General features: G+C 66.2%; 18 protein-coding genes and 2 riboswitches. Of the genes, 8 read left to right on the top strand and 10 right to left on the bottom strand.

What is annotated here, in order from left to right; genetic code table 11:
* Window positions 1-16: 16 nt before the first annotated feature.
* Complete coding sequence (locus LSI54_RS00265) at window positions 17-1,420, bottom strand: LLM class flavin-dependent oxidoreductase (protein WP_241477492.1); 1,404 nt, start codon at window positions 1,418-1,420, stop codon at window positions 17-19.
* Between the two features lie 128 nt (window positions 1,421-1,548).
* A complete protein-coding gene (locus LSI54_RS00260) occupies window positions 1,549-2,850 on the bottom strand; it encodes an acyl-CoA dehydrogenase family protein (RefSeq protein ID WP_241477491.1) in 1,302 nt (433 codons plus the stop codon).
* A 5-nt stretch (window positions 2,851-2,855) separates the two neighbouring features.
* A riboswitch (SAM riboswitch) is annotated at window positions 2,856-2,942 on the bottom strand.
* A 262-nt stretch (window positions 2,943-3,204) separates the two neighbouring features.
* Window positions 3,205-3,291: riboswitch (SAM riboswitch) on the top strand.
* Between the two features lie 8 nt (window positions 3,292-3,299).
* Here LSI54_RS00260 and LSI54_RS00255 point away from each other — a divergent pair.
* The 4 genes from LSI54_RS00255 to LSI54_RS00240 all read left to right on the top strand — a co-directional run bounded on the left by LSI54_RS00255 (window position 3,300) and on the right by LSI54_RS00240 (window position 7,842).
* Window positions 3,300-3,830: a flavin reductase family protein gene (locus tag LSI54_RS00255; protein WP_241477490.1), complete on the top strand. Its 531-nt coding sequence runs from the start codon at window positions 3,300-3,302 to the stop codon at window positions 3,828-3,830.
* 144 nt (window positions 3,831-3,974) lie between these two features.
* A complete protein-coding gene (gene acs / locus LSI54_RS00250; RefSeq protein WP_274617482.1) occupies window positions 3,975-6,014 on the top strand; it encodes an acetate--CoA ligase in 2,040 nt (679 codons plus the stop codon).
* On the top strand, window positions 6,011-7,306 hold the full coding sequence (locus LSI54_RS00245) for an O-acetylhomoserine aminocarboxypropyltransferase/cysteine synthase family protein (RefSeq protein ID WP_241463612.1): 1,296 nt from the start codon (window positions 6,011-6,013) through the stop codon (window positions 7,304-7,306). The genes acs and LSI54_RS00245 overlap by 4 nt, the downstream gene beginning before the upstream one ends.
* Window positions 7,306-7,842 (top strand): CoA-binding protein, encoded by a 537-nt coding sequence (locus LSI54_RS00240; RefSeq protein ID WP_241463611.1) that lies wholly within the window; start codon window positions 7,306-7,308, stop codon window positions 7,840-7,842. The genes LSI54_RS00245 and LSI54_RS00240 overlap by 1 nt, the downstream gene beginning before the upstream one ends.
* Here the strand turns inward: LSI54_RS00240 and LSI54_RS00235 are convergent.
* From LSI54_RS00235 to LSI54_RS00225, 3 genes are read right to left on the bottom strand one after another with little or no spacing between them, the layout of a single operon-like run.
* Window positions 7,829-9,103, bottom strand: coding sequence for an O-antigen ligase family protein (locus LSI54_RS00235; protein ID WP_241477489.1), 1,275 nt, complete (start codon window positions 9,101-9,103; stop codon window positions 7,829-7,831). The two genes, LSI54_RS00240 and LSI54_RS00235, sit on opposite strands and share 14 nt — an antisense overlap.
* A complete protein-coding gene (locus tag LSI54_RS00230; RefSeq protein ID WP_241477488.1) occupies window positions 9,100-9,753 on the bottom strand; it encodes an arsenate reductase/protein-tyrosine-phosphatase family protein in 654 nt (217 codons plus the stop codon). Before LSI54_RS00230 ends, LSI54_RS00235 begins: the two co-directional genes overlap by 4 nt.
* Window positions 9,750-11,108, bottom strand: coding sequence for a polysaccharide biosynthesis tyrosine autokinase (locus LSI54_RS00225; protein WP_241477487.1), 1,359 nt, complete (start codon window positions 11,106-11,108; stop codon window positions 9,750-9,752). The genes LSI54_RS00230 and LSI54_RS00225 overlap by 4 nt, the downstream gene beginning before the upstream one ends.
* Before the next feature lie 1,703 nt (window positions 11,109-12,811).
* Here LSI54_RS00225 and LSI54_RS00220 point away from each other — a divergent pair.
* The 4 genes from LSI54_RS00220 to LSI54_RS00205 are packed head-to-tail and all read left to right on the top strand — an operon-like array spanning window position 12,812 to window position 15,896.
* Window positions 12,812-13,468 carry a SipW-dependent-type signal peptide-containing protein gene (locus LSI54_RS00220; protein WP_241477486.1) on the top strand — a complete coding sequence of 219 codons (657 nt, stop codon included), beginning with the start codon at window positions 12,812-12,814 and terminating at the stop codon, window positions 13,466-13,468.
* A gap of 24 nt (window positions 13,469-13,492) precedes the next feature.
* Complete coding sequence (locus LSI54_RS00215) at window positions 13,493-14,167, top strand: SipW-dependent-type signal peptide-containing protein (RefSeq protein ID WP_241477485.1); 675 nt, start codon at window positions 13,493-13,495, stop codon at window positions 14,165-14,167.
* Window positions 14,164-15,306, top strand: a complete 1,143-nt coding sequence (locus LSI54_RS00210; protein ID WP_241463605.1) for a hypothetical protein — start codon at window positions 14,164-14,166, stop codon at window positions 15,304-15,306. Before LSI54_RS00215 ends, LSI54_RS00210 begins: the two co-directional genes overlap by 4 nt.
* 17 nt (window positions 15,307-15,323) lie before the next feature.
* The gene (locus LSI54_RS00205; RefSeq protein WP_241477484.1) at window positions 15,324-15,896 is read left to right on the top strand and encodes a signal peptidase I; all 573 of its coding nucleotides are present in this window, start codon (window positions 15,324-15,326) and stop codon (window positions 15,894-15,896) included.
* Window positions 15,897-15,912: 16 nt separating this feature from the next.
* On the opposite strand, the gene LSI54_RS00200 is transcribed toward LSI54_RS00205, so the two are convergent.
* The 5 genes from LSI54_RS00200 to fbaA all read right to left on the bottom strand — a co-directional run bounded on the left by LSI54_RS00200 (window position 15,913) and on the right by fbaA (window position 20,235).
* Complete coding sequence (locus LSI54_RS00200) at window positions 15,913-17,202, bottom strand: adenylosuccinate synthase (protein ID WP_241463603.1); 1,290 nt, start codon at window positions 17,200-17,202, stop codon at window positions 15,913-15,915.
* 106 nt (window positions 17,203-17,308) lie between these two features.
* Window positions 17,309-17,959: a thymidine kinase gene (locus tag LSI54_RS00195; protein WP_241463602.1), complete on the bottom strand. Its 651-nt coding sequence runs from the start codon at window positions 17,957-17,959 to the stop codon at window positions 17,309-17,311.
* 36 nt (window positions 17,960-17,995) lie between these two features.
* Window positions 17,996-18,418 (bottom strand): DUF3151 domain-containing protein, encoded by a 423-nt coding sequence (locus LSI54_RS00190; protein WP_241463601.1) that lies wholly within the window; start codon window positions 18,416-18,418, stop codon window positions 17,996-17,998.
* A gap of 155 nt (window positions 18,419-18,573) precedes the next feature.
* Window positions 18,574-18,993, bottom strand: coding sequence for a hypothetical protein (locus LSI54_RS00185; protein WP_241470313.1), 420 nt, complete (start codon window positions 18,991-18,993; stop codon window positions 18,574-18,576).
* A 219-nt stretch (window positions 18,994-19,212) separates the two neighbouring features.
* On the bottom strand, window positions 19,213-20,235 hold the full coding sequence (gene fbaA / locus LSI54_RS00180; RefSeq protein ID WP_241463599.1) for a class II fructose-bisphosphate aldolase: 1,023 nt from the start codon (window positions 20,233-20,235) through the stop codon (window positions 19,213-19,215).
* Between the last annotated feature and the right edge of the window lie 48 nt (window positions 20,236-20,283).

The raw sequence follows: 20,283 nt of genomic DNA, 5'->3' as shown, positions 1-20,283 counted from the left end.
TTTCCTGCCGGCGGGATCAGCTCCTGCGGCGGAGCTGGAACTGCGCCCCGTGGTGCTCCGTGGGCAGGTGGTCGCCGGCGCCGAAGAGCTTGTTGCGCAATGTGCCCGGGGCGTACTCGGTCTTGTAGCGGCCGAGCTTCTGCAGCTCGGGCACCACGTGTTCGACCACGTCCACGAAGGTGCCAGGGGTGATGTGATAGGCCAGGTTGAAGCCGTCCACATCGGTCTCCTCCTGCCATTCGATCAGCTGCTGCGCCGCCGTCGGGCCGCCACCGATGATGACCGGGCCGAAGCCGCCGACACCGACCCATTCGGCCAGCTGCCGGACGGTCCAGACCTCATCCTCCCGACCGGAGGCCTTCTGGAAGGTCTCCACGGTGGACTGGATGGCGTTGGACTTCACGTCGCCGATGGGCTGGTCGAGATCGAACTGGCTCAGGTCGATGCCCATCCAGCCCGACATCAGCACCAGTCCGCCCTCGGCGTCGATGTACTGGGCCAGGTCGTCGTACTTGGCCTGCGCGGCGGCGTCGTCCGGTCCGGTGACGATGGTCTGCATCGCGAAGATCCGCACCGAGTAGGGGTCCCGTCCCGCCTCGGCCACCGACTGGCGGATCTTGGCCACCGAGGCCTTGGCGAGCTCCTTGGTGGGCGGATTGATGAACACCGCCTCGGCGTGCTTGCCGGCGAAGGCCCGGCCGCGGGCGGAGGCCCCGGCCTGGTAGATCACCGGGGTGCGCTGCGGGGAGGGCTCCACCACGCCGATCCCGGGGGTCTTGAAGAACTCCCCGTGGTGCTCGATCCGGTGCACCTTCGCCGGGTCGGTGAAGACCCCGGAGGCCTTGTCGGCGAGGACGGCGTCGTCCTCCCAGGATCCTTCGAGCAGCTTGTAGACGACGTCGAGGTACTCATCGGCATGGTCGTAGCGGCGATCGTGCTCCATCTGATCGTCCTGGCCCATGTTCTGCGCGGCCGAGGGCAGGTACCCGGTGACCACGTTCCAGCCCACCCGGCCGCCGGTGAGGTGGTCCAGGGTGCCCAGCCGTCGGGAGAACGGGTAGGGGTGCTCGTAGGCGGTGCCGGCGGTGATGCCGAAGCCCAGGTTCTTGGTGACCGCGGCCATCGCCGAGACCAGCAGGAACGGGTCCTGCAGCGGGATCTGCGCCCCGGAGCGCAGCGCGGCCTCCGGGTTCGAGCCGAAGACGTCATAGGGGCCCAGCACATCGGCGATGAACAGTCCGTCGAAGAGGCCTCGCTCGAGGATCTGCGCGACCTCGGTCCAGTACCCGATCGTGTTGTATTCCCGGGCGCGGTCCTCCGGGTGCCGCCACAGCCCCGGGGACTGGTGCACCACGCAGTTCATGTCGAAGGCGTTGAACAGGATCTCGCGCTTGCCGGACTCGGTGGTCGGGTAGGTCATGTGCAGTTCTCCTTGAGGTTCGACTCAGTGGTTGGCATCGATGTCTGCGCGTCGAGGCTGCGCGTAAGGTGCAGCGTCGGAGCTCGGTCGGGTGGGGCCGGTTCTCAGGCGTTCTTCGCGGCGTTCTTCTACGCGCCGATCGGGGTCGCTGGCGGGCTGGCCACCGCAGACTGACTCGCGGTGTCCGGTTCGCCGACGCTCCACAGCCGGACCGGCTCGGCGCCGTTGACCCGGTTGTCCCCGGCGATCCGGGCCTTGTAGACCCAGGGGTTGTGGCTGGTGACGGTGCGGGCGTTGCGCCAGTGCCGGTCGAGACTCCGGGACTGGCTCACCCCGGAGGCGCCGAGGACGTCGAAGATCCGGGTGACCGCCTCCAGCACGGGTCGATGCAGCGCCACCTGGGCGCGTCCGGTGGCAAGCTCCACCGCGTTGGCCGCCTCGATCTGGGCTTGTTCCGTGGCGCTTCGCGCGGCGAAGGCGGCATCGAGGCTCGCGGCGGTGGCGAGGACCTGCGCCCGGGCCAGCGCCGCCACGGCATCCACCTCTCCGACGGCCTGGAGCAGCTGCGGATCGGTGCGTGGGGTGCGGGTGTTGGCGTGGGAGAAGGTCCTCGAGCGCTCATGCAGCAGCGTTGCGGCGTCCCGTGCCGCGGCCTCGACGACGCCGGCGAGCACGATCAGCAGGAAGTGCTGGTAGAGCGCAGTCTGGTACGGGAAGCGATCGGTCAGTCCGCGCAGCTCCGACTCCTCCACCACGGCGTCGGTCAGCCGCGCGGTGCCGGAGCCGGTGGTGCGCTGTCCGAAGCCGTCCCAGTCGTCGTCGATCTGCACTCCGGGCTGGTCCCGGCGCACCAGCACGGCGAGCTCATTGCCCGCGGCGTCCCGGGCGGTGACGTCGAGCCAGTCCGCGAAGATCGCACCGGTGGTGTAGTACTTCACCCCGGTGACCCTGGGCCCGTCGTCGGTCTGGCTGACCACGGTGCCGGACTGGTGGAAGCCGCCCTTGCCCGGTTCGGTCCAGGCGTTGCCGACCAGCTCCCCTGCGGCCAACCTGGCGAGCCAGCGCTGCACGACGCGCCGGGCATCGGGCTGGGCATCGGGCCGGGCGTCACGCGCGGAGTCAGGGGCGGAGTCAGGTCGGGCGTCGCAGCGCCACAGCAGATCCTCCTGGACCGCGAAGTGGCCGCGCAGCACCTGCGGGATGTTGCTGTCCTGGGCGGCGAGCTCCAGGAGGACCTCGGTGGTCTGCACCCAGTCCAAGCCGTATCCACCAGCCGGCTCCGGCACGCGAAGCCGTCCGATGCCACCTGCCACGAGGTCCGTGACCTCATCGCGGGCGAGCTCACGGCTGCGCTCTCGGTCGAGCGCGGAGAGGCCGACACGCTCAATGGCGTCGCGCAGATTCTGGGGCACAGGCAGCTGAATGTTCATTCTTTCCTCCATCGATTCTGGCGGTAGCACCCGGCATGCCCGGGTTGCTGCGACGTCTTCGGGCCAGATCCCTCGGTCGCTCTGGATGGTGATGAGGCTCAATATAGAGGATGCAGGGGCTCATCCGTCAAGTTCGGACGACGGCGGAAGCCAGACTCCGACTGACGGACCAGCGCCGAGCCGGGCGAACCATATCCATGAACGTCGTCCACCCTGACCTCCGTTGTGACCAGGTGTGTTCATCCAGCAGATCAAGGACACGTTCGGTGGTGACACCAGCGCCGAATGTCATATGGCGTCTCACAGTGCGAACGATTCTTGCTGGTCGGCGAGACGACGCGTAGCGTTGAGGTGTCACCATCCCGAGCGGCTGAGAGATCTGGCTCAGAGACGCCGCAGCAACCCGGATTCGCCGGGTGCTAACGCCAGGACCGATGGAGTTGATCTGCATGTCTGTTCCTGCTCGCACCCTTGAGAACCCCACCGCCGCGTCCCGTGTGGACTCCTTTGCGCTGCGCCACGCCCTGGCACAGTTTCCGCAGGGCGTCGTCGCCGTCGGCGCGGAGGTCGATGGGACACCTGAGGCGATCATCGCGTCCACCTTCACGGTGGGCGTCTCGCTGGCGCCGCCCCTGGTCACCCTGGCGGTGCAGCACGATTCCTCCACCTGGCCGAAGCTTGAGCGCAGCGGCGGCGAACTGGGCATCTCGGTGCTCGGCCGCGATCAGAACGGGCTGTGCAGGCAGATCGCGTCCAAGGACCGCGCCAACCGATTCACCGGGGTGGACTACCAGCTCCACGGCTCGGCGCTGCTGCTCGATGGGGTCCCGATGTGGCTGCGCACCCGGATCTACGACCGGGTCCGCGCCGGGGACCACGACATCATCGTGCTGGAGATCCTGGACCTGGGCTTCACCGAGGGCGCTCCTGGGCTGGTCTTCCACCAGCACGAGTTCAAGACCCTGACCACCCTGAGCTGACCCGAAGGACCCTTGTTGAGCATCCACCCTCGATCCACCGTGCCCGCAGCCGCGGCCACTCCCGAAGACCCGACGCACCGCGACACCCCCGAAACCGCACCCTCGTTCAAGGCCCAGCGCTCCGCGATCGTGCCCTCGGATCCGTTGAGCGCCGACGTGCACGCCTGGACGGACCCGCAGAACGAGGACCAGCGCATGGCATTCTGGTCCGCGGCCGCCACCCTGTTGGACTGGTCGACCCCGTGGGAGACCACCCACTCCTGGACCCCGCCGAACCCGGTCACCCAGCGCGGCCCGAAGATCGGCTGGTATGAGGGCGGGACGCTCAACGCCGCGGTGAACTGCGTGGACCGCCACGTCGCCGCGGGACGCGGGGAGAAGATCGCGCTGCACTTCGAAGGCGAGCCCGGAGACCGCGAGGACGTCAGCTACGCCGAGCTGGGCCGTCGGGTCAACCAGGCGGCGAACGCGCTGACCAGCATGGGCATCACCCGCGGGGACCGCGTGGTGATCTACCTTCCGGTGCTGGTGGAGACCATCGTGATCACGCTGGCCTGCGCCCGGGTCGGCGCGGTGCACTCGCTGGTCTTCGGCGGATTCTCCGCCGAGGCGCTGAAGTTCCGTGTCGAGGACACCGGGGCGAAGCTGCTGGTCACCACCGATGGTCAGTTCCGCCGCGGCAGGGCCGTGCCGGTGAAGGCCAACGCTGATGCCGCCGTCGCCGAGGCCACCGCCGAGCACGGCGGCAACCTCGAACACGTCCTGGTGATCAACCGCACAGACTCCCCCGTGGAATGGACGCCGGAGCGGGACCTCTGGTGGCACGAGGTGGTCGAGACCGCCTCCCCCGAGCACACCCCGGAGTTCTTCGACGCCGAGACCGAGCTGTTCATCATGTACACCTCCGGGACCACCGGCAAGCCCAAGGGACTCGTCCACACCACCGGCGGCTACCTCACCGGGGCCCTGTACACCTACCTGCGGCTCTTCGCCCACCCTGACCCGGAGCGGCGCACCCAGGACGTCCACTGGTGCACCGCCGACCTGGCCTGGGTCACCGCGCACACCTATGAGATCTACGGCCCGCTGGCCGCCGGCGCCACCCAGGTGATCTTCGAGGGCACGCCGAACACTCCGCATGAGGGCCGCCACTTCGAGATCATCGAACGCCACCAGGTCACCACCTACTACACCGCCCCCACGCTGGTGCGTTCCCTGATGGGCTGGTTCCCCGAAGGTGTTCCGGCGCAGTATGACCTCTCCTCGATCCGGCTCGCCGGGACCGTGGGCGAGGCGGTCAACCCCGAGGCCTGGCACTGGATCCGCCGCGAGATCGGCCGCGACACCACCGACGACGCCGGCCGACCGGCGCTTCCCGTGGTGGACACCTGGTGGCAGTCCGAATCCGGGTCCACGGTGCTCTCCCCGCGGCCCGAGGACGCCCGGTCGACGCACCCAGGGCTCAAGCCCGGGGCCGCGACCCGTGCACTTCCCGGCTGGGGCGCCGCCGTCGTCGATGAGGCCGGCCAGCAGGTGCCCACGGGCACGCAGGGCAACATCGTGCTCACCCACACCGGCCCCTCGATGGCCAGGACCGTCTGGGGCAACCCGGAGCGGTACTTCACCTCCTACTGGGAGAAGTACGCGGAGCAGGGATGGTTCCTCGCCGGGGACGGGGCGCGGAAGGACGAGGACGGGGACATCTGGATCCTGGGCCGGATCGATGACGTCATCAACATCTCCGGACACCGGCTCTCCACGATCGAGATCGAATCGGCGCTGATCTCCCACCCCGACGTGGTCGAGGCCGGGGTCTGCCCGGTCTTCGATGCCATGACCGGTCACGCGGCCGTTGCGTTCACCGTGCTGACCACCGCCGCCCGCGAGCGCCTCGACGCCGCGGGGGGTGCGGGCAGCGCGGCCGAGCGGGAGCTGCTCGGGAAGCTGCGCAGCCATGTGGGCGAGGTGATCGGCCCGGTGGCCAAACCACGCACGGTGATCCCCGTGCCCGAGGTGCCCAAGACCCGCTCCGGGAAGATCATGCGCCGGCTGCTGACCCAGCTGCATGACGGCGAGACCCTGGGAGACACCACAAGCCTGCAGAATGAACCCTGTGTACCGAAGATCGAAGAGATCTGCCAACGGCGCGGAACCGCGCCGAGAAGAGAAGAGGTAGCTACATGAGCGATCGCCAGTTCGGCTTCCGCACCCGCGCCCTGCACGCCGGGGCCGTCCCCGATGCCGTCCACGGATCGCGTGCTGTGCCCATCCACCAGTCCACCTCCTTCGTGTTCAAGGACACCGACGACGCTGCGAACCTCTTCGCGCTGCAGAAGTACGGGAACATCTACTCCCGGATCGGCAACCCCACCGTCTCGGCGCTGGAGGAGCGCGTCGCGTCGCTGGAGGGCGGCATCGGCGCGGTGGCCACCGCCTCCGGGATGAGTGCTGAGTTCCTGGTCTTCGCCGCACTCTGCGGCTCCGGGGACCACATCGTGGCGAGCTCGAAGCTCTACGGCGGCACGATCACCCAGCTCGACGTCACGCTGCGCCGCTTCGGGATCGAGACCACCTTCGTGGACTCCCTGGAACCGGAGGACTACGAGGCGGCGATGCAGGAGAACACCAAGGTTCTCTACACCGAGGTCGTCGCGAACCCCAGCTCTGACATCGCTGACCTGCGCGGACTCTCAGAGGTCGCGCACAAGCACGGAGTCCCGCTGGTGGTGGACTCCACCCTGACCACCCCGTACCTGATCCGCCCGTTCGAACACGGCGCGGACATCGTGATCCACTCGGTCACCAAGTTCATGGGTGGCCACGGCACCACCCTGGGTGGAGTGATCGTGGAATCCGGCGAGTTCCCCTGGGACAACGGGAACTTCCCCGCGATGACCGAGCCGGTGGCCTCCTACGGCGGGCTCTCCTGGTGGGGCAACTTCGGCGAATACGGCTTCCTGACCAAGCTGCGCGCCGAGCAGCTGCGCGACATCGGACCCTCACTGGGCCCGCAGGCCGCGTTCAACCTCATCCAGGGCATCGAGACCCTGCCGCAGCGTATCGACGAGCACGTCGCCAACGCCCAGAAGGTCGCCGAATGGCTCGAAGCCGATGACCGGGTGGTCTACGTCAACTACGCCGGTCTGCCCTCCCACGCCGATCATGACCGGGCCAAGGAGATGCTGCCCAAGGGTGTGGGCTCGGTGTTCAGCTTCGGCATCCGCGGAGGCCGGGCGACCGGCGCCCGCTTCATCGAGTCCCTGCAGCTGGCCAGCCACCTGGCTAATGTGGGGGATGTGCGCACCTTGATCCTGCACCCAGGATCAACCACCCACCAGCAGCTTTCCCCGGAGCAGATGGCCGCAGCCGGGATCCCGGAGGACCTGATCCGCATCTCGGTCGGCATCGAAGACGTCGATGACATCATCTGGGATCTGGACCAGGCGCTGAGCACCGCAGTCGAAGGAGACAAGTGATGAGCGAGCAGACCCTGCAGCACCACGACGAGGCCACGGCCGAACATCCCCACGGCCGCTGGGAAGCGCCGTCGCCCTCCCGCCGGCTGCAGCTGCTGCGCAGCGCCAAGTCGGTGGCGATCGTGGGCATGTCGGACAAGCCAGCCCGGGCCAGCTACTTCGTGGCGACCTACCTGCTGAGCTCCTCGAGCTACACGGTCTACTTCGTGAATCCGCGACTCAAAGAGGTGCTCGGCCAGCCGGTCTACGCCTCACTGAAGGATCTCCCCGAGGTCCCCGACATCGTGGACATCTTCCGCCGAGCCGAGGATGTTCCCGACATCGCCCAGGAGGCCGCCGAGATCGGCGCCAAGACCATCTGGGCCCAGCTCGGCATCGAGACTGAGCAGGCCATGCAGCTGGCCCAGGACGCCGGGCTCAACGCGGTGCAGAACCGGTGCCTGAAGATCGAGCACGGCCGCTTCCACGGCAACCTTCACCTCGCCGGCTTCAACACCGGTGTCATCTCTGCGAAGCGGCAGATCATCGACCGCTGAGTGAGACACGCTTCGAGGGCGCGGCACTGAGGGACTCCGTCTCCGGGTGCCGCGCCCTCGTCCGTCGTTGCTGCAGCAGCCCGAAGAACAGCGTGAACAGCGCGAAGCTGCCGAAGTGGTTGTAGTTGATGAAGAGGAACTCTGTGGGTGACGCGATCAGGAAGATGACCATCACCATCAGCAGTCCCACACCGGTGCGCGTGTCTGTGCTGCGGGCGTAGAGATACGCCCAGCCGGTGGTGCATCCCAGCACCAGGATCAGCAGCAGCAGGCCCAGCAGACCGAGGTCGACGGCGGTCTGGATATAGGAGTTGTGGAAGTGCGCGATGGCGTAGTCGTCGAACTGCGGCACATACAGGCTGGGAACTTCACCCTCAGGCGAGTGGAAGTAGCCGGTGAAGCCCCACCCCGTCACCGGCCGTTCGGCGATCGCGCGGTAGCCCCATTCCCAGAGCACCGTGCGTCCGGTCAGCGTCGGATCGCGCCCGATCGCCTCCAGCAGAGGCACCCAGACCTGGTTCAGCACCGCCCCAGCGGCCACGCCCACCGGCACCAGGACGGCGAGCAGGCCTCCCAGCGGGATGCGCGGGACCAACAGCTGGGCAAGCGGCACGATGATCACTGCGGCGCCCGCGAGCAGGACCCCCGTGGCGGAGCCGGCCCAGAGGACGAAGAGGATGAACGCCGCGAGCACCAGCACCCGGCGGAGACCGCGCAGCAGCGTCATGGCCAGGACAGTGCCGGTGGCCCCGTAGAAGCCGGCCATGATGTTGTGCTGGAAGAAGCCGCGGATCGGATCTCCGCCGAGGAGGTTAGCGCGGCCATGCGGATCAATGTACAGCACCTGGTCGACGCCGACGAGAGCGAAGGCCATGCCTGCCAGCACCAGCACGGTCAGCACTCGGAGGAACACCCGGGCAATCTGCTGCAATGAGTATTCGGCGGCCAGCATGCACGCGACGAGGATGTTTCCGGCGGCCATGACTCCATAGACCAGTGAATCCGTTGGAGAGACGGACCAGGCGGCGCTGAGGACCACGAGTCCCCCGATACTCACGGCGATCGTGATCGGCACCGGGCTCAGTGACCGTGAGGTCAGCAGGACCAGCACCGAGATCAGGTGAAGCAGGACCCAGCTTGCGGAGAAGATCGAGTTGTCCACGACGCCACCGGCGGGGTCGTACGAGATCAGGATGACGGCATTCGCCCCGAGGGTGCAGGCGATGTAGACATAGAAGAACCAGGTCCGCAGCGACCTCACCAAGGCACTCCCTGCGCGAGCTTCCGCACCGATCCGTGGATGCGCGCCAGCGACTCCTGGACCTGTTCGGCGGACGCTCGGTAGACCTTCGGGGCATGCCCGTAGGGGTCGAGCACGTCCATGGTGTCCGGATCACGGGGTGGAATCATCCCGCGCTGGGCAGCCGCACGCTCGACTCCCTGGCGCAGCTGGTCGGGCAGCAGCGGCGACGCGAGACCCGAGCGAGGTGAGGGCAGCGGCTGGAACCGATGCGCCGACGCCCGCTCGACACCTTCGAGAAGGTCGGCAAACTCGGTCAGCAGGAATGCCTTGCGTGATGCCCGTGGTGCAGCGCGAACCACCTCACTGCGGTGTTCACGCGCCATGCCCAGGACGAGATCGGCTTCCTCGACCATGGTCGGGGTGAGCTGCCTGGCTGTGTGGCCGGTGGCATCGGCTCCAAGTCTCAGGGAGAGCGCTGCCGCCTGCTCATCCATGGGGGCTCCTTCCAAGGCTCGGGTCCCCGCACTGGCGATCACCACCGCCGAGCGCCAGGACTCCCCGGCCTGCGCAACCGCGGCCTGCAACAGCTGCGCAGTCTGGGGCGAGCGGCAGATGTTCCCGGTGCAGACCACCAGGACCCTGAACGGGTCGTCACTGACCGGCATCATCGCGGAACCACCCCCACCTGCTGACGGTATGGAGTGCTGTAGCCGTCGACTGCCTTCGGGGGCAGCATCGTGGGCACCACTCCGAACAGCGTCACGTCCACTATGCGCATCGCCTCGATGGCCTTCTGCAGCTGCGGCTTGTGCACCCTGCCAACCGCCACCACCAGAAGCACTCCGGAACACAGGGCGCCCAGCACTCGGGCGTCGCTGACCGGCAGCAGCGGCGGGGCGTCGAAGATGATGATCTCGTACTCACGCTGAAGCGTCGCGACCAGCTCTTCCATGGCCTCGGAGCCGAGGAGCTCGATGGGATTCGGAGGCACCGTCCCGGCTGGCAGCATCTCCAGGTTATCGGGTCCCCAGAATTGGATGACGTCGGGCAGCTCCACGCGTCCGCTGAGCACATCGGTGAGTCCCACCGCGCCCTCGAGTCCGAGCATCTGGGCGGCCATGGGCCTGCGCAGATCTGCATCGACCAGCAGAACCCGGTGGCCTGCGGCGCGCAGGCTGATGGCGAGGTTGACCGCTACCGATGACTTCCCCTCCGCCTCGATCGAGGAGGTGACGACGAAGCTGCGCGCCGACTGTCCCACGGCCAGGAACTGCAGATTGGTCCCGAGCGTGCTGAAGGATTCGGTCAGCGGACTGCCCACATCTGCCTGGGCTATGAGCCGACCCTTCTGCAGCTCCCGGTCGAACTGCACGCCTCCCAGCACTGCCTGATCGGTGACCTCCGTGATGTCCTGCTCGCTGCGGACCTTCGTGTCGAGGACTTCGCGCAGCGCCAGAATCACGATCCCGATGGCGAGGCCGGCCAGCAGTCCGAGTCCCAGGATGCTGATCGGCTGCGGAAAGCTGGGAGCATCCGGGACGAAAGGTTCTTCCACGGCGGTCAACGTGACGTTTCCGTCGCCCTCCGTCGATGTCGTGAGACCCTGGACCACATCATCGAGCGCAGCAGTCATCGACGTGGCGATTGCGGCAGCCCGCTGAGGATCCTCGTCGGCGACGGTGACCTCCAGGATCACCGTGCCGGTCTGCGCGGCCACCGTGATCTGTTCGGCGAGCTCTCGCGGGGTGTCCTCAAGCTCCAGGTCCTCCACCACAGGTCCAAGAACGGCTGAGCTCCGGGCGAGCTCGACGAAGCTCCTTACGAGTTCCTGGCTGTAGATCGACCGCTGGCTCAGGTCGTAGGCCTCGGCATCCTCCACCGCGACGTAGATGCGCGTCTCCGCCTCGTAGGTCGCCGGCAGCAGCGCGACCAGCGCGGCCGCGGCACCGACGGTCACGACCACGGCCAGGACCAGGGTCAGCCATCCTCGCTTGAGGACTCGGACATATTGCTGGAGCTCCATTGAGAAACCTGCTCTTGTAGAGAAACGACGGTTACAGACTTAGATTACGGTGCAGAATGCGAATCGAGAAGGGTTTTTCGCGGGAGAAGCCAAGGTCAGTCACGATTTGACAGGTTCGTCCACGGCCTGGCGACCTGTTTTGTCTTGACCCCGCAGAGATGAATGAGCTGCAAGAGAAGCGCTGCCCGCGAGCGCGGGGCGGCAGGCTCCCCGCAGGGCCCGCCGCGAGCGGCCGCGTGCCGGGTGAGGCATCACGCAGTCGGTGCCGAATCTCGTAGCGGGACGAGACGTAGACCTTCGTCATCGCATTGCGCACATGGAAATCTACGGTGCGCAAGGACAACCCCCAGCGCCTCGATGATCTCCTTGTTTGTCCAGCCGTCAGTGATGAGCACGGCGGCCTGGCGCTCTCACGCCGAGAGCCCCTCCAAGACTCCTGCCCCATCGACAGCGACCTCGGCGCAAGCTTCCTGCGGAGGCGTCTCCACGGATTTCACCGCTGAGGGTCGGAGCGGAGCCGTCTCCTGCGCGCGTGAGATCCAAGGTTCCCAGGGCAAGGAAATTGAACGCCCGAAATACGCGGTGGGCGCCGAAATCCGAGACGTGCTGCGCGGAATGGATCGGCTGAGTGCGCGGCCCGCACCACGAGCAGCATCAAATCTGCTCCAACGTTCCACCACGCCCCGGACTCGCCTCGAAGGCGCAACAGGTGCTTCACGGTCTGCTTATGACCCGGCTCCACGATGGCCTCCAGGCATGGAATCGCTCTTGCCCGGCCGAGACCAGCACTCCGGATTCCCGGCGCACGGCGGTGATCTCGGCAATCATGGGCTCGGCGTCGTCGCACTGGCTCCGACTGATCGAAATCAAGGCCCAGGTCAGGTTCGCGACAAAGACCCCGGCATCCTCGCATCCGGGGACACTGTCACGGCAGTGGAAAGATCGGCAAAGGCCGCGATGGGGTCACCCAGCTGGCGAGAGACGTCTTCCTCTGCTTCGCGGATCTTCCCGGGCCCCGATGACGCTGCAGGCCGGGGCCTCATTCTTCTGCCTCACCTGAAGGCCTACACGCGATGCTCGGCGGTGTCGCCCCGATGCAACCACGCGACATCTAGACACTATGCCCAGCTACCAAAGACCTTCTGGTCGTCTGAGAAAATAGATCATTGATGGAATTGCATAGATCATGGAATCTGAGAAACGTCGACATATGGCCATCCGCTTCACTGATATCAGCTCCAGTTACCGCGCCAAAAATCTAGTCTTTCTACTAGAAGATACTTGAAACAAGCAACAAGTTGCTGCTCCGTATCACACCCTCGAGAGCGCACGATTCGACGAGTCACCAGACTTTCTTCGGAAGACTGCGGACAATCACCCAGAATCCCCCTTGCGCCCCACCTGATTTCATCCTTATGCGGACGCGTGTACGCATTACCGCGCGGGAGATCTAGTCGGAATGGCCAGCAGCTCTTGTGAGTCATATCACTACACCGCGTTGCGGTTACCTGCCATTTTCCTCAAAACCTTGAATACTGCACTTGATTGTGTTTTAGTTAGAACGTCTAAGCGTCTTGCACCGCTTGGATCTGTCACCAGCAGCGAATGCGCGAGTACTTCGCTCCACCCTTGTCCGTTTACTTTTCCGTCCACTGTGCCGTGGATTCATCCGGTACAGCATGCCTGCGCCCAGGAGATCATCCATGACTGCAACACCCCCTGCCTCACGCCCAGAAACCTTCGAATCCCAGACCCGCGCTCACTCACGCCGCCGCAAGATCAAAGCCGTCGTCGCCGCAGGCACCGTCCTCGGCATCGGCGCCGTGGCCACCCTCGCGACCTGGAACGACTCAGAATTCGCCCAAGGCCTGTTCGGCGCCGGGTCATACAACGTAGAGAGCTCCGAAGACGGCAACGGTTTTGCAGAGCACCCCGAAGGCGAACCCGCACAGCTGCAGTTCTCGGCGGCCAACGCGGCCCCGGGCGACAAGTTTGCGGCCCCCCTCTGGCTTCGCACTGATGAGGAAACCACAATTGACGGCATGATCACCGGCATCACATCTGTGGGCACTGGCCAGGTTGAGAACTTCGTCGATGTCCGGGTATTGGAAGTGACCGGTGGCACCTGCGCCGCAGGAAGCAATTCCGGCAACGTCATCGCGACTGGAGCCCACCTCGGAGAGCTCGAGGGCGCGCTTAGCAAGGATGAGCAAATCCGTCTGGTCAACGGCGAGTCCGACACCGCAGGCACCTCCGTTCAGCTCTGCTTCCAGGTGACCGCCGCTGACGAGAACATCCTGGAGCCCAAAGCGAAGGCTTCCGCCACATGGAAGGTGCAGACCGAGTCCGTCGAAGACTGACCTGAGCCCCGATAAGCTCAGTCAATGAAGATGTCCGCCGCTGGCCCCACGCATGACCGCGTATGTTCCCCACGTGGCAGGCGTCTCGCGAAGCTGCGAGCCCTGCTGGCGAGCGGCAGCGTTCTGGGTCTGGGCGCGTTCGCCACGGTGGCATCCTGGACTGATCAACAGGATGCCACCGGCACGCTGACCGCGGGGGAGTTCGTACTGACCAGTTCGACCAATGGTGAAGACTTCTCTCAGTACAGCCCCGATGCCCCGGCTCCACTGTTCATCGATGCCGCAGAAGTGGACATGATCCCTGGATCTCCGGTCTACGCCCTGCTGAGCGTGAGCACTGATGAGGGTTCGGTCGGCGGCGCAGTCGCCCTGCTGGCTCACCCGGACAACATCACGGGACTGGGCGCGCACCTGACCTACGGAGTCCAGCGGCTCCCCCCGAGTCCGGCCGGCCCCCCTTCCTGCAATGCCGACAGCTTCACAGCCAGTGAGACTGCGGTCGTCCCGCTCGGGTCATCCTTGGCCGATGGCGGCGGTCCGGGCAGTGAACAGGCACTTCAGGCACAGGGGTCCGACCAGGTCGACTTCTGCTTCGCCATCACTCTGCCGCCCGAGATCAGCCCCAGCCCCGACGCGACCTCAGTGGAGGCCTCGTGGGAGCTGGCAGGAACCGCGAATGGAACTGGCAGCAACCAATGACATCGAACCCCCGCATGCTCAGCGCCTGGGCCGCGATCCTCGGCGTGGCCGCGCTGGCTCTGGCCTCCGTGCACCATCCGGCCGAGCTCACCGAAGCGTCCTGGACCGACTCCGAATATGCGGCGGCAGAGCTGCGCTATGAAGCTCCTGAGCCTGAGGAGACGGAGGAGCCCCCGGAATCTGACGCGCCCACCGAGCCAGAGGATCCCTCCGAGACCGAAGACCCTGCTGATCCGTCGGAACCCGAAGACCCCCGAGACCCCGAAGACCCCGACTCCTCCCCAAACCCAGAAGACCCAGATGAGGGCGAACCAGAGACCCCCGACGTTCCCATCGCAGACGGTGGCGCCGAGGTGGATCAAGCCCGCGTCGACGAGATCAACACACTCCCCGCCCTGCAACCCAAGAATGACCTCGCCGCAATGGGGCTGACCTTCCAGACCACCTCGGTGACCCCCCTCGGAGGACGCACACTCGACTTCTGCCACGACTTCACAATCAGCAACTCGTCTGAAGAGCCCGTGGAATGGGAGCTTGAGTTCGACACATCTCAGGCACCGCTCTGGGGCTGGACTCCCTACGCCACATCGGGGGAACCACGCTTCCAGACCCAGGGAAACCCTCGACAGGGGGCCTTCACCGGCGATTTCGATACAACCTCATCGATCTGGAGCATTCGCGGGCAAGACTTCAGATCTGACGCTCGGCAGTCTTGGCTCGGTGACACTCGCACCATTGAGCCCGGGGCCGATATGGCAATCCGCTTCTGCACGCTGCGCGATTCCGTGCCATACCCCGAGGTTGACACAGCGCTGTTCACCTGGGACTTGAGCAATGATGGCGGATGGTCACTTGGCATCAGCGCAGACGTGCAGACTCCAGTGGAGACGTACATTCCCTGGGCGATCACCATAGATCTGTCCCAGATCGTCTGCCCCGAGTTCCTGGACGACGCGACCCTCCGCTGGCAGGGCGGCGAGGTGACTGCCCTGGATGATTCCGGGCATCGGTTCTCCTACAGACTTTCCCAAAACGATGAGTTCGACCTCATTCGCGCCGATGCACCGGTCCATCGGGGCATCGTTCGCGTCCAGCTGCCCGGTCGATCCGCGGGCGCCAACCTGCAGCCCAACTGCTGATGGGCGTCCAGCGCTTCATGAAACGCGCCCTCCACCTTCTGGGCGAACTCTTCCTGTGGCTGGCTGCGGTCCTCGGCGGAATCTCGATCCTGCTGGTCGTCCTCGGGTGGGCCATGAACATCTCACTGATCATGTTCCGCACCGGGTCGATGGAACCGACGATCCCCACCGGAGCTGTCGCCGTCGTCCAGGAGATCTCAGCCGAGGAGGTGGAGGTCGGCGACATCCTGACGGTCGACCGAGACGACCAGCTTCCAGTGACGCACCGTGTGACGAGCATCGAACCCGGAGCCGGGTCCGCTGAGCGCGTCATCCGCATGCAGGGAGACGCCAACGAGACGGAGGATCCTCACCCGTACACGATCACCGAAGCGCGACTCTCGCTGTTCCACATCCCGCACATCGCCAACGCGGTCAACCAGCTCAACAACCCCTACCTGCTGGGTCTGATCACGGTCGTGGCGGCGGCTGGCGTGGGCTGGACCTTCTGGCCCCGAGAAGAAGATCGACCGTGCAGCTCCGCTGCGCCTTCCCCTGCTCCCGCCTCACCGCCTCCACGGCACCGGCCGCGCCATACCTCAGTGGAGTGACGCTGACCGGTCTTGCTCAGTCCTCGATGAGGTCGTGGATCGCGATCACCTGGTCGCGGCCAGGCCCCACGCCCACGCCCGAGATCCGGCAGCCGCTGAGCTTCTCCAGCGCGAGCACGTAGTTCCGTGCGTTCTCCGGGAGGTCCTCCAGCGTGCGGGCGCCGGAGATGTCCTCGGTCCAGCCGGGGTAGTTCTCGAAGACCGGCTTCGCGTGGTGGAACTCGGTCTGGGTCATCGGCATCTCGTCCTGACGGACGCCGTCGACCTCGTAGGCCACGCAGACCGGGATCTCTTCGATGCCGGTGAGGACGTCGAGCTTGGTCAGGAAGAAGTCGGTGAAGCCGTTGATGCGGGAGGCGTAGCGCGCCATCACCGCGTCGTACCAGCCGCAGCGACGCGGGCGTCCGGTGTTGACGCCGAACTCGCCGCCGGTCTTCTGCAGGTACTCGCCCCACTCGTCGAAGAGCTCGGTCGGGAACGGGCCGGCACCGACTCGTGTGGTGTAAGCCTTGACGATGCCGATGGAGCGCGTGATCCGGGTCGGCCCGATGCCGGACCCGACGGACGCGCCGCCCGCGGTCGGGTTGGAGGAGGTCACGAACGGGTAGGTGCCGTGGTCGACGTCGAGGTAGGTCGCCTGACCACCCTCCATCAGCACCACTTCGCCGCGGTCCAGCGCGTCGTTGAGCAGGATGGTGGTGTCCACGACCATGGGCCGCAGTCGCTCGGCGAAGTCCAGGAAGTACTCGGCGATCTCATCGACCGCGATGGCTCGGCGGTTGTAGAGCTTGACCAGGAGCTCGTTCTTCTGCCGCAGCGCCCCTTCGATCTTCTGCCGCAGGATCGACTCGTCAAAGATGTCCTGGACCCGAATGCCGAGGCGGGCGACCTTGTCCATGTACGTGGGACCGATGCCGCGACCGGTGGTGCCGATGGCGCGCTTTCCGAGGAACCGCTCGGTGACCTTGTCCATGGTCTGGTGATAGGGCGCGACGAGGTGCGCATTGGCCGAGATCTTCAGCTTCGAGGTGTCGGCGCCGCGCGCCTCGAGGCCATCGATCTCGTGGAAGAGCGCCTCCAGGTTCACGACGACGCCGTTTCCGATCACCGGCACGGCGTTCGGGGACAGTATCCCGGCCGGAAGGAGCTTGAGCTCGAACTTCTCGCCGCCGACGACGACGGTGTGACCTGCGTTGTTGCCGCCATTGGGCTTCACCACGTAGTCGACCCGGGAACCGAGCAGGTCCGTGGCTTTGCCCTTACCTTCGTCGCCCCACTGGGCTCCGACGATCACAATGGCTGGCATGGCAGTCCTTTCCCGAGCTGAGCTGGTCTGGGAGCACCCGCAACCGCAAAGGCGTCCTTGTAGATCCTACCAACGTCGACCGAAACCAGGATTGGTCCTGACACAGTCAGCCCAGTCGACCGCCCGAAGCCTCGAGGTAGCAGGCGGCGCAGAGGGATTCGTACCAGATGTCGGTGCCGTCGATCGCGACCTGATCACCGTCGAAGATGATCGCGTCACCGGCGCGTCGGGTGTTGAACACCGCCTTGCGCCCGCAGCGGCAGATGGTCTTGAGCTCCTCGAGTGCATGGGCGAGGTCCATCAGCCGCGCCGACCCGGGGAACGCCATCGTCCGGAAATCCGTGCGGATGCCGTAGGCGAGCACCGGAACGTCATCGAGCACGGCGATGCGCAGCAGGTCCTCCACCTGCGCCGGGGTGAGGAACTGGGCCTCATCCACGAGCAGACAGGCCACGGGTTTGATCTGCCGGTTCAGCGCCCCTGACTCCGCTTCCATGTCATCGAGCAACGTTCCCGGCGTGGTCCCCGCAGCATGCTGTGCCACCAGTTCGCGCAGCGGAGCCTGCGGCGGGATCAGGAAGTCCACGTTGCGGGTCACGCCGAGACGGGAGACGATCTCGTCCTCGCCCTTGGTGTCTACCTGGGGCTTCGCCAGCAGAACCCGCTGACCGCGCTCCTCATAGTTGAACGCGGCCTGCAGCAGCCCGGTCGACTTGCCCGAGTTCATCGCGCCATAGCGGAAGTAGAGCTTAGCCATTCTCAGAAGAACCCTTCGGCTTGGACAGCGCAGGGCTCAGCGCAGGCGGCTGATCGCCTCGGGTGCGGAAGCGTCGCAGTCGCGCAGCAGCTTGGTGATGCGTTCAACCTCGGCGGTCTCGCCGATGGCGGCCGCAGCCTGGCCCAGCGCGCCCAGGGAACGCAGGAAGCCGCGGTTGGGCTCGTGGCTCCACGGCACAGGGCCGGCACCGCGCCAGCCGGAGCGGCGCAGCACGTCGAGGCCGCGGTGGTAGCCGACCCGGGCGTACGCGTAGCCCTCCACGGTGTATCCCTGGTCCAGCGCGTCCTCTGCGAGCAGCGCCCAGACCAGGGAGGACTCCGGGTGTTTCGCCGCGAGATCCACGGGCTCCTCGCCGGTGGCCAGCGATTCGGAGACTTCGGGTTCAGCCGGAAGCAGCGTGGGCTCCGGCTCCATCAAATTTTGACCAACGATGCTCATGGCCACATCCTACTGCCAAGATTCCTCACCGGGATTCGCATCCAAAGCCGCTCCCGCACGGGCTGCGCGGCCCTCTCGACGTGAGGATCTCGGCCGGAGCCCGGCGGCGGCCCGCGTGGACTCCAGCGGGCCGCCGCCTGATGTGGCTGCGCGGATCACTTCTTCTTGCGGCTGGACTTCTTGCCGGAGTCGACGAGGGCGATGGCGATCGCAGCGAGCCAGGCGTCCTTTGCCAGCGGAGTGCCGTCCTGGGTGGGGCGGACGCCGTCGGACTGGGTCATGCCGTCATTGCGGAAATACATGCTGAGCATGCCCGCGGTGAAGGTGCCGAGTGCGAGACCTGCGACCCGGTTGCTCACGAAGGGTGCCAGCAGCGCGCCGCCGAGGGCGATCTCTCCCCATGCCAGAGCCTTGCCGAACTGCTCCGGCGAGAGCTGCTTGACTGCGGGCACGCCGGTGGCGGCCATGCCCTGCATGCCGGCGGCGGAATCGGCATCAAGGCCGAGCTTGCCGATCCCGGCGTTGAGGATGAAGGCACCGGGGACGGTGCGCAGCGCGATCGTGGACATGTTCATGAGGTTCTCCGACCTGTTGGGGACGTCCGGCCGCCTGAGACGGCGGCCGTTGAAGACGATTTCCCAAGGCTCAACCCTACCGAGGGCGCGGCCATTCCCACGCTCGGGACCAGTCAGCGGCCCGGTCGGCTGGGAACGACGACGGCGGCCGCCGCTTCACCGAGAAGGGACGGCCACCGTCGTCGTCGTTGCTCGGCGCGGGACGCTGAGCGAGAAGTATTACTTGATGGACTTGCCGGCGGAGCCGAGGCGCTGGGAGGCCTCCACGATGCGGGCGGCCATGGACTCTTCGGCCTTGGCGCCCCAGACGCGCGGGTCGTAGGTCTTCTTGTTCCCGACCTCGCCGTCGATCTTCAGCACGCCGTCGTAGTTGGCGAGCATGTGACCGGCCACCGGGCGGGTGAAGGCGTACTGGGTGTCGGTGTCGATGTTCATCTTGATCACGCCGTAGGAGACCGCGTCGGAGATCTCCTGCTCGGAGGAGCCGGAACCGCCGTGGAAGACCAGGTCGAAGGGTGCCGCCTTGCCGTACTTCACGGCGGCCTCCTCCTGGATCGCCTTGAGGATCTCCGGGCGCAGCTTCACGCCGCCGGGCTTGTACACGCCGTGGACGTTGCCGAAGGTCAGCGCGGTCATGTAGCGGCCGTGCTCGCCCAGGCCGAGCGCCTCGATGGTCGCGGTGGCGTCTTCGATGGTGGTGTAGAGCTTCTCATTGATCGCGTTCTCCACACCGTCCTCTTCGCCGCCGACGGTGCCGATCTCTACCTCGAGGATCTGCTTGGCGGCCGCGCTGCGGGGAAGCAGCTCGGCGGCGATGCGCAGGTTCTCCTCGAGCGTCTCTGCGGAGCCGTCCCACATGTGGGAGTTGAAGATCGGGTCGCGTCCGGCCTTGACCTCGGCCTCGGAGGCTTCGAGCAGCGGCAGCACGAACCCGTCGAGCTTGTCCTTGGGGCAGTGGTCGGTGTGCAGCGCGATGTTTACGCCGCAGCTCTTGGCGACCTGCTTGGCGAAGGCGGCGAAGCCCAGGGAGCCGACCACCATGTCCTTGACGCTGGCGCCGGACCAGTACGCGGCACCGCCGGTGGAGACCTGGATGATGCCGTCAGACTCGGCCTCGGCGAAGCCGCGGATGGCGGCGTTCAGGGTCTGCGAGCTGGTGACGTTCACCGCGGGGTAGGCGTAGCCGCCAGCCTTCGCGGAATCGATCATCTGGTTGTACTTGTCCGGGGTTGCGATAGCCACGTGTGAGCTCCTTATTGCATAAGTCAGAGACGGCAACGTCATTGGTGC

The organism is Nesterenkonia sp. AY15 (assembly GCF_022565855.1).
Lineage (GTDB): Bacteria > Actinomycetota > Actinomycetes > Actinomycetales > Micrococcaceae > Nesterenkonia.
The sequence above is the reverse complement of the archived record's forward strand: the minus strand, read 5'-3'. Positions and strand labels throughout refer to the sequence as shown.